The organism is Pseudomonas sp. CH61 (assembly GCF_059429415.1).
In genome coordinates this window covers 2,765,097-2,777,445 of sequence record NZ_CM182098.1, presented here as the reverse complement: position 1 = coordinate 2,777,445, position 12,349 = coordinate 2,765,097, and the positions used below count along the sequence as shown (strand labels likewise).

Annotated in this window: 15 protein-coding genes, 1 tRNA gene and 1 pseudogene; 8 read left to right on the top strand and 9 right to left on the bottom strand. The window is 56.9% G+C overall.

From position 1 onward, the window contains the following. Positions 1-150 precede the first annotated feature (150 nt). Complete coding sequence (locus AC5SEM_RS12400) at positions 151-516, top strand: DUF6124 family protein (protein WP_495473146.1); 366 nt, start codon at positions 151-153, stop codon at positions 514-516. A gap of 119 nt (positions 517-635) precedes the next feature. Then, positions 636-992, top strand: a complete 357-nt coding sequence (locus AC5SEM_RS12395; protein ID WP_495473145.1) for a DUF6124 family protein — start codon at positions 636-638, stop codon at positions 990-992. Between the two features lie 204 nt (positions 993-1,196). Here AC5SEM_RS12395 and AC5SEM_RS12390 read toward each other — a convergent pair whose 3' ends face one another. Beyond that, positions 1,197-2,225, bottom strand: coding sequence for an alpha/beta fold hydrolase (locus tag AC5SEM_RS12390; RefSeq protein WP_495473144.1), 1,029 nt, complete (start codon positions 2,223-2,225; stop codon positions 1,197-1,199). A gap of 319 nt (positions 2,226-2,544) precedes the next feature. Between AC5SEM_RS12390 and AC5SEM_RS12385 the strand changes: the two genes are divergently transcribed. Then, a tRNA-Gln gene (locus AC5SEM_RS12385) sits at positions 2,545-2,619 on the top strand. A 113-nt stretch (positions 2,620-2,732) separates the two neighbouring features. Here the strand turns inward: AC5SEM_RS12385 and AC5SEM_RS12380 are convergent. The 3 genes from AC5SEM_RS12380 to gstA form a co-directional block, all read right to left on the bottom strand. Continuing rightward, entirely contained in the window at positions 2,733-4,721 is a 1,989-nt protein-coding gene (locus AC5SEM_RS12380; RefSeq protein WP_495473143.1) for a peptidase U32 family protein, read from the bottom strand. 212 nt (positions 4,722-4,933) lie between these two features. Continuing rightward, the gene (locus AC5SEM_RS12375) at positions 4,934-5,314 is read right to left on the bottom strand and encodes a RidA family protein (protein WP_007919637.1); all 381 of its coding nucleotides are present in this window, start codon (positions 5,312-5,314) and stop codon (positions 4,934-4,936) included. Between the two features lie 99 nt (positions 5,315-5,413). Next, a complete protein-coding gene (gene gstA, locus AC5SEM_RS12370; protein WP_495473142.1) occupies positions 5,414-6,025 on the bottom strand; it encodes a glutathione transferase GstA in 612 nt (203 codons plus the stop codon). A 109-nt stretch (positions 6,026-6,134) separates the two neighbouring features. Between gstA and AC5SEM_RS12365 the strand changes: the two genes are divergently transcribed. Both AC5SEM_RS12365 and AC5SEM_RS12360 read left to right on the top strand, forming a co-directional pair. Next, positions 6,135-7,034: a transcriptional regulator GcvA gene (locus AC5SEM_RS12365; RefSeq protein WP_495473141.1), complete on the top strand. Its 900-nt coding sequence runs from the start codon at positions 6,135-6,137 to the stop codon at positions 7,032-7,034. Positions 7,035-7,156: 122 nt separating this feature from the next. Continuing rightward, a complete protein-coding gene (locus AC5SEM_RS12360) occupies positions 7,157-7,570 on the top strand; it encodes a cupin domain-containing protein (RefSeq protein WP_495473140.1) in 414 nt (137 codons plus the stop codon). 9 nt (positions 7,571-7,579) lie between these two features. Here AC5SEM_RS12360 and AC5SEM_RS12355 read toward each other — a convergent pair whose 3' ends face one another. From AC5SEM_RS12355 to AC5SEM_RS12345, 3 genes are read right to left on the bottom strand one after another with little or no spacing between them, the layout of a single operon-like run. Further along, the gene (locus AC5SEM_RS12355) at positions 7,580-7,789 is read right to left on the bottom strand and encodes a hypothetical protein (protein WP_122597898.1); all 210 of its coding nucleotides are present in this window, start codon (positions 7,787-7,789) and stop codon (positions 7,580-7,582) included. Further along, entirely contained in the window at positions 7,764-8,975 is a 1,212-nt protein-coding gene (locus AC5SEM_RS12350; RefSeq protein ID WP_495473139.1) for an MFS transporter, read from the bottom strand. Before AC5SEM_RS12350 ends, AC5SEM_RS12355 begins: the two co-directional genes overlap by 26 nt. 47 nt (positions 8,976-9,022) lie before the next feature. Further along, the gene (locus AC5SEM_RS12345) at positions 9,023-9,280 is read right to left on the bottom strand and encodes a hypothetical protein (protein ID WP_495473138.1); all 258 of its coding nucleotides are present in this window, start codon (positions 9,278-9,280) and stop codon (positions 9,023-9,025) included. Between AC5SEM_RS12345 and AC5SEM_RS12340 the strand changes: the two genes are divergently transcribed. Then, the gene (locus tag AC5SEM_RS12340; RefSeq protein ID WP_495473137.1) at positions 9,279-9,659 is read left to right on the top strand and encodes a hypothetical protein; all 381 of its coding nucleotides are present in this window, start codon (positions 9,279-9,281) and stop codon (positions 9,657-9,659) included. The two genes, AC5SEM_RS12345 and AC5SEM_RS12340, sit on opposite strands and share 2 nt — an antisense overlap. A gap of 128 nt (positions 9,660-9,787) precedes the next feature. Here the strand turns inward: AC5SEM_RS12340 and AC5SEM_RS12335 are convergent. Further along, positions 9,788-10,302: pseudogene (locus tag AC5SEM_RS12335) on the bottom strand (DUF2786 domain-containing protein); the annotation flags it as partial. A 47-nt stretch (positions 10,303-10,349) separates the two neighbouring features. Here AC5SEM_RS12335 and AC5SEM_RS12330 point away from each other — a divergent pair. Both AC5SEM_RS12330 and AC5SEM_RS12325 read left to right on the top strand, forming a co-directional pair. Next, on the top strand, positions 10,350-10,886 hold the full coding sequence (locus tag AC5SEM_RS12330; RefSeq protein WP_495473136.1) for a hypothetical protein: 537 nt from the start codon (positions 10,350-10,352) through the stop codon (positions 10,884-10,886). Between the two features lie 86 nt (positions 10,887-10,972). Then, entirely contained in the window at positions 10,973-11,554 is a 582-nt protein-coding gene (locus AC5SEM_RS12325) for a hypothetical protein (protein WP_495473135.1), read from the top strand. A 41-nt stretch (positions 11,555-11,595) separates the two neighbouring features. On the opposite strand, the gene AC5SEM_RS12320 is transcribed toward AC5SEM_RS12325, so the two are convergent. Then, positions 11,596-11,961: a hypothetical protein gene (locus AC5SEM_RS12320; protein ID WP_495473134.1), complete on the bottom strand. Its 366-nt coding sequence runs from the start codon at positions 11,959-11,961 to the stop codon at positions 11,596-11,598. Positions 11,962-12,349 lie beyond the last annotated feature (388 nt).

The following is a 12,349-nucleotide window of genomic DNA, read 5'->3' as shown; positions in this document are numbered from 1 at the left end:
TCGGTTTTATATGGTGGCCATGCGTGGGGCTCTTTCGGGAGCGCCGGGGTTTACTCGCTTAGACCGGTCTACCAACCCGCGCAATGGTCACCACCCTCGTTTGGTAGCGCGAGTGATGGCTCCTTATTCTTTGCTAAGCGAGTGTCATCTATGTTCAAAGTCACGCCAAACCCGCCAGAAACCGATCCAATCCCTTACGACGCCGCGCTCGAACCTCGAAACATCAAAGAGGCCACCGACCGCGCGATCAACTTCTACCTCAACCCCTCAGCGCTGAAGACCTCAATACCCACCCGCAAAACCGGCAAGATCTACCTCATCGACCCCACAGTGGATAACGAAACCCTGCTCGTCGAAGCCACTGAAACCTTGTCCTCCGCCACTGACATGGCCCGCGATCTAGCCGATTCAATTGACCCTTCACAGCGCAAAAAGATGCTGATCCTGCAACAGGTGATCATGCTCAGTGAGTTGGTAGTCGGCCGAGTCCTGGATAACCAGCGCTTGCCGCACTAGTCGCGGTGCAGATGGGTGAGGGGGCGTGCCCCCTCATTTGCACAGAAGCGTCCGTGCTCGCGGCGCTTCACGCCTTCTATCAAAGAGCCGTCAACGGTTCTTGTCTGGAGTTTCAGCTGATGTCTCAGCCACCCGAACCACCGGTCACAGACCTGGTATCGCCGTACGCCTCGCCCAATTCAAGAAAGCTGCACGAAGCGGCAGAGCGTGCGCTCGACCATTACCTGTTGCCTGCCGCGATCATGGCCACGCCCTATACGCCCAGCACGATGTTCATGGTTAACCCGCAAGCCGATACCGAGGCGTTGCTGACCAATGCTTGCGGCTCGTTGGCGTCCGCGTCGGTCATGCTCGGTAATTTTGCCGGAATGCTGGAGGGCGCAAACCGCCATACGCTGCTGGGCATTGCGCAAGTGGTCATGTTGGGGGAGTTGGCGGTCAACAAGGCGTTGGATCTGGTTGTGCCAACCGAGTGATCGTGCACGTTAGTTGGGATTGAGGGTGTCTGGTCGGGCGTGATCGCGAGCAGGCTCACTCCTACAAGGGGAACGCATTTCAAATGTAGGAGTGAGCCTGCTCGCGATGGCGTCCGTTCAGGCAAAGCATCTGCAAAAGGTGACCATCCCTCCACCCTCAAATAATCAAGCAGTCAGCCTGAGCGGCTGACTGCCTTTTTGTTTCTACAGGTGATCCGCATCAATCACAGCCTTGGCAAACGCCTGCGGATCTTCCTGCGGCAGGTTGTGGCCAATCCCGCCGTTGATCAAACGGAACTGATACTTGCCGGTAAAGCGCTTGGCGTAATCCTCCGGCGCCGGGTGCGGCGCACCGTTGGCGTCGCCTTCAAGGGTAATGGTCGGCACGCTGATCGACGGTGCGGTGGCCAGTTTCTGCTCCAGCGCCGCATATTTCGCTTCACCCTGCACCAAGCCCAGACGCCAGCGGTAGTTGAACACGGTGATGTCGACGTGATCCGGGTTCTCCAGCGCCTTGGCGCTGCGGTCGAACGTGGCGTCATCAAACTTCCACTGCGGCGAAGCGGTTTGCCAGATCAGCTTGGCGAAATCATGCGTGTTCTTCTCGTAACCGGCACGGCCACGGTCAGTCGCAAAGTAAAACTGATACCACCACTGCAACTCAGCCTTGGGCGGCAGCGGGTTCTGCCCGGCGGCCTGATTGCCGATCAGATAACCGCTGACCGAGACCAGCGCCTTCACACGTTCTGGCCACAGCGCCGAGACGATGTCCGCCGAGCGCGCGCCCCAGTCATAACCGCCGAGCACCGCTTGCTTGATCTTCAGCGCGTCCATGAAGTCGACGACGTCACTGGCCAGCGCCGCTGGTTGACCGTTGCGCAGGGTGTCTTTGGAAAGGAACTGCGTATCGCCATAACCCCGCGCATACGGCATCAACACCCGATAACCCTTGGTCGCCAGCAACGGCCCGACTTGGTCGTAGCTGTGAATGTCGTAGGGCCAGCCGTGCAACAGGATCACCACCGGGCCGTCGGCGGGACCGGTTTCGGCGTAGGCGACGTCGAGCACGCCGGCCTTCACATGCTTGAGCGGGCCGAAAGGTGAGGGCGCGGAGTAACTGGCGGCCGCAGGTTCAGTGGTTTGCGCCTGAGCGCTGCCAAAAGCGCCGAACAACGACAAAGCCAGAATCGACAAACCGAACGCGGTGTTGCGGGTGTGCAGTGCCTTTTTCATGGTGACGTCTCCTTTGCGAGCCTTTGGCCAAGGGTTCTGAATGAACACCTGAAACCTTGAGTGCATTTGAGCGCGGAGACGTATCTGGCCTGTGTCGAAGAACGGCTTTGTTGAAAGTCGATGTGTCGCGGTGGGGTTCGTACACAGTGTGATACACGGCGGTTAAACCGACTCACCCTGGACCTTATTCAAGCCAAAATAATAAGTCGCTGTTTTAAAACAAAAAATATTTCACTTCGCGCTTCCCAAAGTAAAAAAACCTTGGTAAATTGCGCCCCGTTCTCACAGCGAACCTAACGAAGTAGCTGGAAAGAGCAGTAGGGGCGTCGCCAAGCGGTAAGGCAGCAGGTTTTGATCCTGCCATGCGTTGGTTCGAATCCAGCCGCCCCTGCCATATTCGAAAAAACGCCAACTTCGCAAGAAGTTGGCGTTTTTTTATGCCTGCGATTTGGCCAGGCTTGGTACAGCAGACGTGCGCGGCGCCGAAGCACCGCGCACCCCAACCACTCAGTGCGGTGCGCGCGGAATGGTTTTCATCAGGTCTTCAGGGCTGATGTGGCCGACCACGCTGCCCGGTTGCGGCAGGTTGAGGATGTGGCCTTTCATCTTGCCGATGATGTGCATCTCGCACGGCTTGCAATCGAACTTCAGCGTCAGCACTTCATCGCCGTGGATCAACTGCATCGGCGCGACTTTGGTGCGCACGCCGGTCACGCCTTTCGCCTGTTTCGGGCACAGGTTGAAGGAGAAACGCAGGCAGTGCTTGGTGATCATCACCGGCACTTCGCCCGGCTCTTCGTGCGCTTCATACGCCGCGTCGATCAGCTTCACGCCGTGACGGTGGTAGAAATCGCGGGCCTTCTGGTTGTAGACGTTGGCGAGGAAGGTCAGGTGTGAATCCGGGTACACCGGCGGCGGGCTGGTTTCGGCTTTACGGCCACCACGCGGATGAGCGGCGACACGGGCGGCGGTCAGGGCTTCGATCACTTCACGGCGCAGGGATTTGAGCTGCGAGTTAGGGATGAAAAACGCCTGTGGCGCATCCAGCTTGATGTCGGTGGCGTGGTACTGCGTGGTGCCGAGCTGGCCGAGCAGATCGCGCAACTGTTCCAGCGCCTGCTCCGGCTTGTTGGCCACACCGAACGGACCGCTCAGGGTGACGCTGGCGCTGATGCCTTCTTCACTGGTGGCGGTCACTTCCAGCTGTTCTTCACGCAGGCGCGCGACCCAGCTCAGGGCCACGCGACGCTCGGAAGAGGTCTTTTGCAGCGCTTGCTGCCAGTTGTGATCGAGGTTGCGATTCAACGGATGATTCGGGCGCAGCTTGTACAGGCCTTCGGGCATTTCGTTCGGTTCGACGCGATAGCGGTAGCGCTTCTCGCCGTCTTCTTCGAATTCACCTTTTGCTTCAGCGATGTTGGCGCGGAAACCGACCACTTCGCGCTTGACCAGCACGTTCAAGCCATCGCCGTTGGACAGCGGCTCCTGGGTGACGACCTGCATGTCGCGTTTGCCGACTTTCTCGACAATACCCACTGGCAGACCGGTGAAGGTCGGCGAGTCGAAAGCGCCGATGTCGATCTTGCGATCGGTGACGAAGTAATCGGTGCTGCCACGGTGGAAAGTCTTTTCCGGGTCCGGCAAGAAGAAGTGCGCGGTGCGGCCGCTGGAGGCGCGGGCCAGGTCCGGGCGGTCTTCGAGCACGTCGTCGAGGCGCTGGCGGTAATAGGCGGTGATGTTCTTCACATAGCCCATGTCCTTGTAGCGACCTTCGATCTTGAACGAACGCACACCGGCTTCAACCAGCGCGCGGATGTTGGCGCTCTGGTTGTTGTCTTTCATCGACAGCAGGTGTTTTTCGTAGGCGATCACGCCACCCTTTTCATCTTTGAGGGTGTACGGCAAACGGCAGGCTTGCGAGCAATCGCCACGGTTGGCGCTGCGCCCGGTCTGCGCGTGGGAAATGTTGCACTGGCCGGAGAAGGCCACGCACAACGCGCCGTGAATGAAGAACTCGATGGCGGCGTCGGTTTCGTCGGCGATCGCGCGGATTTCCTGCAGGTTCAGCTCACGGGCCAATACCAGTTGCGAGAAACCTGCCTGATCGAGGAACTTCGCTCGCTCAAGGGTGCGGATGTCGGTCTGGGTCGAGGCGTGCAGCTCGATCGGCGGAATGTCCAGCTCCATCACGCCCAGATCCTGAACGATCAGCGCGTCGACCCCAGCGTCGTACAACTGATGGATCAGCTTGCGCGCCGGCTCCAGTTCGTTGTCGTGCAGGATGGTGTTGATGGTGGTGAAAATGCGCGCGTGATACTTGCGGGCAAATTCCACCAGTTCAGCGATTTCGCCAACTTCGTTGCAGGCGTTGTGGCGCGCGCCGAAGCTCGGGCCGCCGATGTACACGGCGTCGGCGCCGTGCAGGATCGCCTCACGGGCGATGGCGACATCGCGGGCAGGGCTGAGCAATTCCAGATGATGCTTGGGCAAGGACATAGTTTTTTTAGTCAGGCTGTCACGGTTAGGCGCGCATTCTACCCGTGAAACGCGCGCCCGGCACGCCCGTGCTGCCCGATGGCAGCTGACACCGCGCAACCCCCGGTGGGAGCGAGCCTGCTCGCGAAGGGGCCAGCACATTCAGCATCAATGTCGGCTGAACGGAAGCCTTCGCGAGCAGGCTCGCTCCCACAGGGCTTGGCGGTGTGAAGTCAGGCCTTGGCCGCCATCGCCGTAACTTCCACGCGCATGCCTTCAACCGCCAGCGACGCCACACCCACCGCCGCACGCACCGGCCATGGCTTGGCGAAGTAGCGCTTGTAAACCTCGTTGAATGCCGCGCGATCAGCCATGTCGGTCAGGTAAATGGTCAGGTGCATGACCCGGTCCATCGAGCTGCCGGCGCGTTCCAGCGCAACTTTCAACGCTTGCAGGGTGCATTCGCTTTGCAGGGTGATATCGCCCAGTTCCAGGCTGCCGTCGGCACGGGTCGGGATTTGCGTGGACATCATGATCCCGTTGAACGTGGTGACGTCCGACGAAATCGAGTCTGCGTCCGGATCGGGGGTAAAGGTGATGTCTTGGTTAGCCATGCGGATCCCTTGTCTGAGCGAGTAAATCGCGCCAGTTTACAGATTCACGGCTAACGGACAAATGATCAGCCGCCACCGCAGTGAAAGCGTAGAGGGCGATCAAACCGGTTGCGTCGCCGCTTCTGCCGCGATCGCCGCAAGGACGCTGGGGCGGGCGGCGACCCGCCGGGAGTGGGCGGCCAGCGACGGCCAGTCCTGCAGGTCGATATTGAAGCTGGGCAGCCACGTCAACACGGTAAACAGGTAGGCATCGGCGACACCGAACGTGCCCAGCAAATAGTCCTGATCGACCAGTTTGCGGCTCAGGTAGTCGAGGCGCTTGAACAGTTTGTGGGTGAAAATCGCTTTGGTCGCCTGTGGAATCTGCGCATCGAACAGCGGTGCGCAGCCGCCGTGAATCTCCGTGCTGATGAAATTCAGATCCTCCTGCAACCGTGTCCGCTCCCAACTGCCAAGTGCCGGCGCCAGTGCGCGTTGGGGGACCTGATCGGCGAGGTATTGCAAGATCGCCGGGCCTTCTGTCAGCACTTCGCCGTTATCCAGGAGCAGCGCTGCGACGTAGCCTTTGGGGTTGATGTCGCGAAAGTCTTGCCCGTCAGCCGTGCGCTTGCTCTGGTTGTTTACGCGAACCAGTTCAAACGGCAAACCCAGTTCCCGCAGCACAATGTGCGGGGAGAGCGAGCAGGTCATGGGGGCGAAATACAGTTTCATGGCACTTCCTTGGAGAGAGAAGGCGCCAGATTCCATTGCCGTGGTGGCTTTCGCAAAGGTCATTTCGGGTGTTAGCGTATGACAAAATCTCATGAGCAATCATCATCCCATGTCCGTCCGACTTCCTTCACTTAATGGATTGCGTGCTTTTGAAGCGGTCTGCCGATACATGAGTTTTACCAAGGCTGCCGAGGAACTCAACGTCACCCAAACCGCTGTCAGTCATCAGATTCGCCGACTCGAAGCCGAACTGGGTGTGGCTCTTTTTCTGCGGCTCAACGGTGGTTTGGCGCTGAGTGAAGACGGACAGGCCTACTTGCCGGGCGTGCGTGCAGCGTTCCAAGCGCTGCGTTATTCCACTGAACAGTTGCTCGAATCGCGCGATAAAAGCGTACTGACCATCAGCACCTTGGTGTCCTTTGCGTCGAAGTGGCTGTTGCCGCGTTTGCCGTCCTTTCAGCAGGCGTTTCCTGCTATCGATGTGCGCATCAGCGCGTCCACTGAGCGGGTCGACTTTCGCAAAGACGCGATTGATGCGGCGATTCGTTACGGACGTGGTGACTGGAAAGGGCTGCGTGCCGATTTTTTGATGTCCGATGAGGTCTTTCCGGTGTGCAGTCCTGCACTGGCGAAGACGTTGCGCGCGCCGGCGGATCTGGCCAATCACACGTTACTGCAAGTCAGCGGTGTGACGGCCGGTGACTGGGGCGCCTGGCTACGCGCAGCGGGCCAACCTCTACAACTCGCAGAAGGTCCGCGCATGACCTTCGACCTGGCGATGATGGCGGTACAGGCCGCTGTTGACGGACAGGGCGTGTGCATTGGCCGTTCGACCTATGTCGAGGACGATTTGCGGGCCGGGCGTTTGGTCGCACCCTTTGGTCTGCGCTTGAAAGATGAACTGGGCTTCTATCTGGTGACGCCCGATGAAACGGCGGAATCGAAAAAAATCGTGGCGTTCAGGGCATGGCTGTTGGCGTTGCTGGCGGGCGCAGACACCTTTGTATAAGCGTGTATCAAGCTGTCGCGCAGACACATGCGCACAATAAAGTCAGGGTTTACGACACATCAGCGATACAGGCGACTCCCACAGTAGAGGTCACCCACCACTACGTTTGAGAGGGCTTCACCATGCATCGTCCATTGTTACTGGCCAGCGCTGCGCTACTCGCTTCAATCATCAGCGTCACCCACGCGGCTGACGCACCGGCCAAGAGCTGGCAACAAGGCTTGAGCCGCACGGACCTGGTTCGCCAGGATCTCGGTACGGCCGAGCGAGAAGTGATCCAGGCACGCGTCGATTTCGAACCGGGCGTGACTTCGCCAAGACACGCGCATCCCGGTGTTGAGGTCGCGTATGTGATCAGCGGCACGTTCGAATATCAACTGGAGGGCCGGGCGCCGGTGACGTTGAAGGCGGGGGATTCGTTGTTCATTCCGGAAGGGGTGGCGCATGTTGCGAAGAATGTTGGCGCAGACAAAGGCTCGGAGCTGGCGACTTACATCGTCAAAAAGGGCGAGCCGTTGCTGATCCTCAAACCATAGGCCCACGCCTCAATGGAGCGTCGCCGCTCGGCGACTTTCTCCAATCCTGATTCGATCGAGCGCCCGGTTCAACGCATCGAGGGCATCGAGCAGCGCTTTGGCCTCGGCTTCCCGGCCTTCGCCCCACAAGCGCTCGGCCATTTTGTTCAGGGCCTGGATCGAGCGCTCGATGTCTGCGGCGGTTGCGCGCTCTTTAGGGGCCGGTGGTTTCTTCGGCATTCAGGGTTCCTCTGCTGACGGCAAACCACCATACCGCTGCGGCGCCCAACAGCATAGTCAGCACGGCCAGAATCAGGATCACTCCTTGCGTACCCAGGCTTGAGGCCAACAGCGCCACCAGCAACCCCGCCAAAGGTTGCGAGAGATTATTGAGCAACGTGATCACGCCCACGGTCTTGCCGAAGTCCTTGGCCGGAATCACCCGCTGACGGATGCTGCGCATGTAGATGTTGAACATCTTGTCGAAGCCGACGATCAGCAGGAAACCGACCACATAGCCAGTCAGGTTCGGGCTCAGTGCACTGATGAGGGCGCCAGCGGCGATCATCGAGTAAGCCAGCCCACCCAGTAACCGCTGCGGGATTTCAACCCGGGCGAGGAAGAACAGAATCACGATGGTGGTGACCGCGCCGGCAGCCTGCAGTCCGGCATACGCATCTTTGCCGGCGCTGTACTCGCCGATCACCATCGCCGCTGACGTCGCCAGAGTGACGCCGACGATCAGGTTGACCCCGACCGCCAGCAGAATGATTTTTTTCAGCTCCGCCAGTTCACGTATATGCCCGAAAGCGATACGCAGCGGTTGCAGCCAGATGTCCTGATGCTGCTCGAACACTTCCAGGGTGATACGGCTGAGGCGTTGCCATACCAGCATGCTCAGGTCCGCCAGCAGGAACAGCCCGGCGACCCACAGCACCACCCAATGCCACGCCCAGATTTCCAACAGCAGTGCAGCCACCAGAGGCCCGAGCACCAGCCCGGTCTGATCGGCGATCTGCGAATAGGACAAGGTCTTGGTGTAGCTGTAGTGTTGGAAAATGTGTGGCATCAGCACCTCGCGGGCCATGATGCCCTGGGTGGTCAGCACGCCACATAGCGCTGACAGCACGACGACCCAAGCGATACCGCCGAAGAGGGCAAACATTGCCACCGCGATCAGGCAGAGCAGTGCTCGGTAAACCTGGCTGATGTGCAGAATCCTTATGGGCGAAAACTTGTCACACAAGGCTCCGCACAGCGGAAACGCGAGAAACCGTGGCAGCGATTCGACGAAAAACGCCAGACCTGCCCAAGAGGCGCTGTTGGTGGTCTGGAACACCACCAAGGGCACGATGAACAGCAGGATCTGATCCGCCAGCCGGGACAGAAACAGCGAGGTGAAAAAGGCGAGGTAGTCCTTGTGCAATGTGAACTCCTTGTTATCGACGGTCAGGCCGCGCGGCCAGTTGTGCTTCAGTATGCCGATCCTAGGCTGTCATTGAGATTATGTCGCTCATCCCTGCGCTTGGGCGGGTTGAATACGCTGGCGAGGATCAGGTCTTGCTCCTTGCCCCCGCGTAGGTAATGACGATCGTGTTGGTCGAGTACAAGAAAAAAAAGCCGGTTGAGTGACTGCAATTTTAACGAGCTGTTTGCCGGCGGCTGGCCGATATTTGCAGTCTCAACGGTATAATCAAATCGTTTTTCTTGAAGTGAAAACAGGGCAGACATGAAGCAGGACAGCCGCACTCTGAGCGCTCTCAAACGTTTTCGTTATTTGATCCTGGCGGTCATGGTGATCGCGTCCCTGGTAAACGCGTTCTGGCGCTTTACCGGCGGGTGGAGTCAGTTCTGGACATGCGTAGGGGCACAAGCGTGGTTTACCCATGCCGTGTTTGCTTACCTTCGCGGAGGCTGGGTAGCAATCGGCCCCGGTGGACTGCAGAGGGATGCCAACCCGATCGGCAGGGCACTGTTGGCTGCAGTGGCGCTGGGGCTTTACTTATTGATGTTCAGCTACGAAGAGCAGAAGCCCGACTCTATTTATGAACGACGCGCCTCGGACTGGACCATGCCTACACGGGAGGAGATGCGGCGTTCGGCGGAGTGATAGCGGGTGCTGGGCTGAAAACACGTCTGGTGCATCGTGCGATCACTTTCACGTCCATTAAAGTCATGGAGGGCATGAGAAGGGCGGAAGCTTTCGTGAACCGTAGAAACGACAAAGCCCTGAATAATCAGGGCTTTGTCGGTACAGAATATGGCGGAGGATGCAAAGTGGTCGCCGGATGTTTCTGCCGAGTACTCACTGCGTCGAATTCCAGATCTGACTGCTGAGCAGTACACCTTGCGCGCCTGGGTAAGCTTTCTGTGCAAAGACTCATACGCATACAGGGCGATGTTCTGAGCAGGAGACACGCCGACGAATGTCGCGCACTCGATACCTGCTCGTTAGCAGAGCTCCACTTCATGCGCCGCAGGGTCGTGCAGTTGAATGCATCCGCTACGGCGATGCTCAGTTGCTGATCCCATGCCGGTCGACGCTTGCCGCGGTAGAGGTCCGACTCAACTTCACCGACGTCGCTCAACTTCACATCCATTTCGGTCAGGCGATACTCGCGCATCAGTGCCTGTGCCTGCCGGAGCGCCGTGACGGCCTCGTTTTAGTTGGCGCTCTGGGCCAGTGCCAAGCAGTGCTTGACCTTACGAATTGCGGGCTCGAGTTTCTTTTCGTCGATCTGTTGCGCGGACATAGAGGATCCTCGCCGGTATAGTTCCGGGATCTACTGGGGAGTGGCTTATGAGTTGGGAATGTGTTTCGTACTGGATTGAGCATCACCCAGGATTAGCGTCATGGGTTCAGGCCGTGGGATCGATTGCTTCAATCTGGGGGGCATTTGCAATCAGCAACAAGCAACAAAAAGCACAGATCAAATTTGCTGAAAAGGCTGCGAAGGAAAAGTCTGAATCTCTCTACGCTGTAATCGAAAACGCAGTGAAAACTGCAACAACATTTGGTGAATTACTGCAGTCTCAACCAGCTGAGATTGTTTTTCAGGAAAATTGGAACTTGGTCTATAGACAACGCTTGGAGTCCTCTGTGTACTCGCTAAGCAGGCTCCCAGCTCACGAATTGGGTGGTTACGAGGCGGTTGGAGCCTACAGCGGTGTTATGGGCGCGCTTACTGATATTGTAAGAAAGGTGAACGCGTATGTCTCGGCGGATGCTTTTCAGGTTATGGAATATTTCTATATGTGCGATGAGACCCTCAAGCAAGTCCGATTTGTGGAGTCAAACTGGAGAGTCTTTCAGCAGGCTGCCCAACTGAGTAGGTGAGCGTGGTTGATTCCTCGCCGGCTGGCGTGGTTCGTAGAGGTGGGTATTTGTGTTGGGCCCGGCATGGGGCCGGAGAGGAGCGATACGTGATTGATCTGAGTAAATTATTTCCTATAACAGTGGTCGTTGCCATTTTTCTATTTGTTACTAAAGAAGTTGTTGAATTTTTCAAAAAAAAGTCAGAAAAAGCACGAAAAATATCCGCATACAAAATTCTGATTGCGGAGGAAATGTCTAAAAATGCATGGACTATTTTTATTTTGCGAAAAGCTGTTGATAGACTTGGTGATCCAACCCTTACAGTAGAAGTGCTAAAAGGATCGGACGGATCCATTCACGTTAAGACTTCTAAGGGAGATGAATATACGACCGGTATCATTCTTCCTTTTTACTCATCCATATTCGACAAGTATATTGTTGATTTGGCAGTTCTGGATAAGATGTTTTTTTTGCGAGTGAAGGAGACCTATCAAAAAATCGCTGAGGCTAAAGTTTCCATTTCTTCAACTTTGGCAATTTGCAAGGATCCTCTATATAGTTCAGTAAGTAATGTGGTGGTCAAAGATTTGGTTGAGATAATAAATTCAGCTGAAGTGCAGATAAAGAAAACATTTACCCTTTGTACTGGACAGCAACTGGATACTCACAAGCCTATTTCATTTATATGATTGCGCAGTCTGAAATGCGCTAATGCTGGTATGAGCGCATTTTAGGGCAGCAGTATCTCGTCTTCTGGATCGCCGAGATGTTTCGCCAAATGCTGCAGCCTGCAGCCCGCAGCTCTCAATTGTCGCAACACCTTTTCGCTAGGTTCGTAAGGTGTCGTGACATTCCGAAGCATCCAAGCCTGGGTTTCGAAGTCGGCGGCGATCAGGTTTCGGATCAGGTTCTGGTGGATCTCCTGTTGATTGTTGAAGCCGTGATCCTTCATCACCTTCTTTAAGTCAGGCTTGAACACCCCGACGACTTCAACCGTAAACTTCTCGACACCCAATGCAGCGTCCTTTGCTGCAGCCTTCTCGTGCTTCCTGCGCTGCTTCTTGGCTTCCTCCGTCAGTTCCTTTTCCTCGGCCATGGCCTTCCTTTTCAATTTCGCTGGCCGGTCTAGCGTTTGCTTTGTTAGGGTCTGTAGCGTCTTACGCCAAGCGGGTGGAGGGCGGTGAGGCACCAGCTACTGTTAAAAGGTCATTCATAGGGAGGTCTGAAGATGACTTGTTTTATCTGCAAAGGGACTGACGTTAATCATCCGTCGACCGGAGATTTCCACGACAGGGAATGCCCTGCTTGTGGCAGATACCTGATTAACAAAACGCTTTTGGCTGAGATGGCAAAAAAAAGGCAAAGGTTAGACGTCGCAAAGACCAGGGCCTGTATCACCAGTTTTTCGGATGCTGGGCTTCCAGCGGTAATCTCAAGAGCTGAGGTTGCAGCCCATCAACTGATTGCGGTCTAGCTTTCGGTCT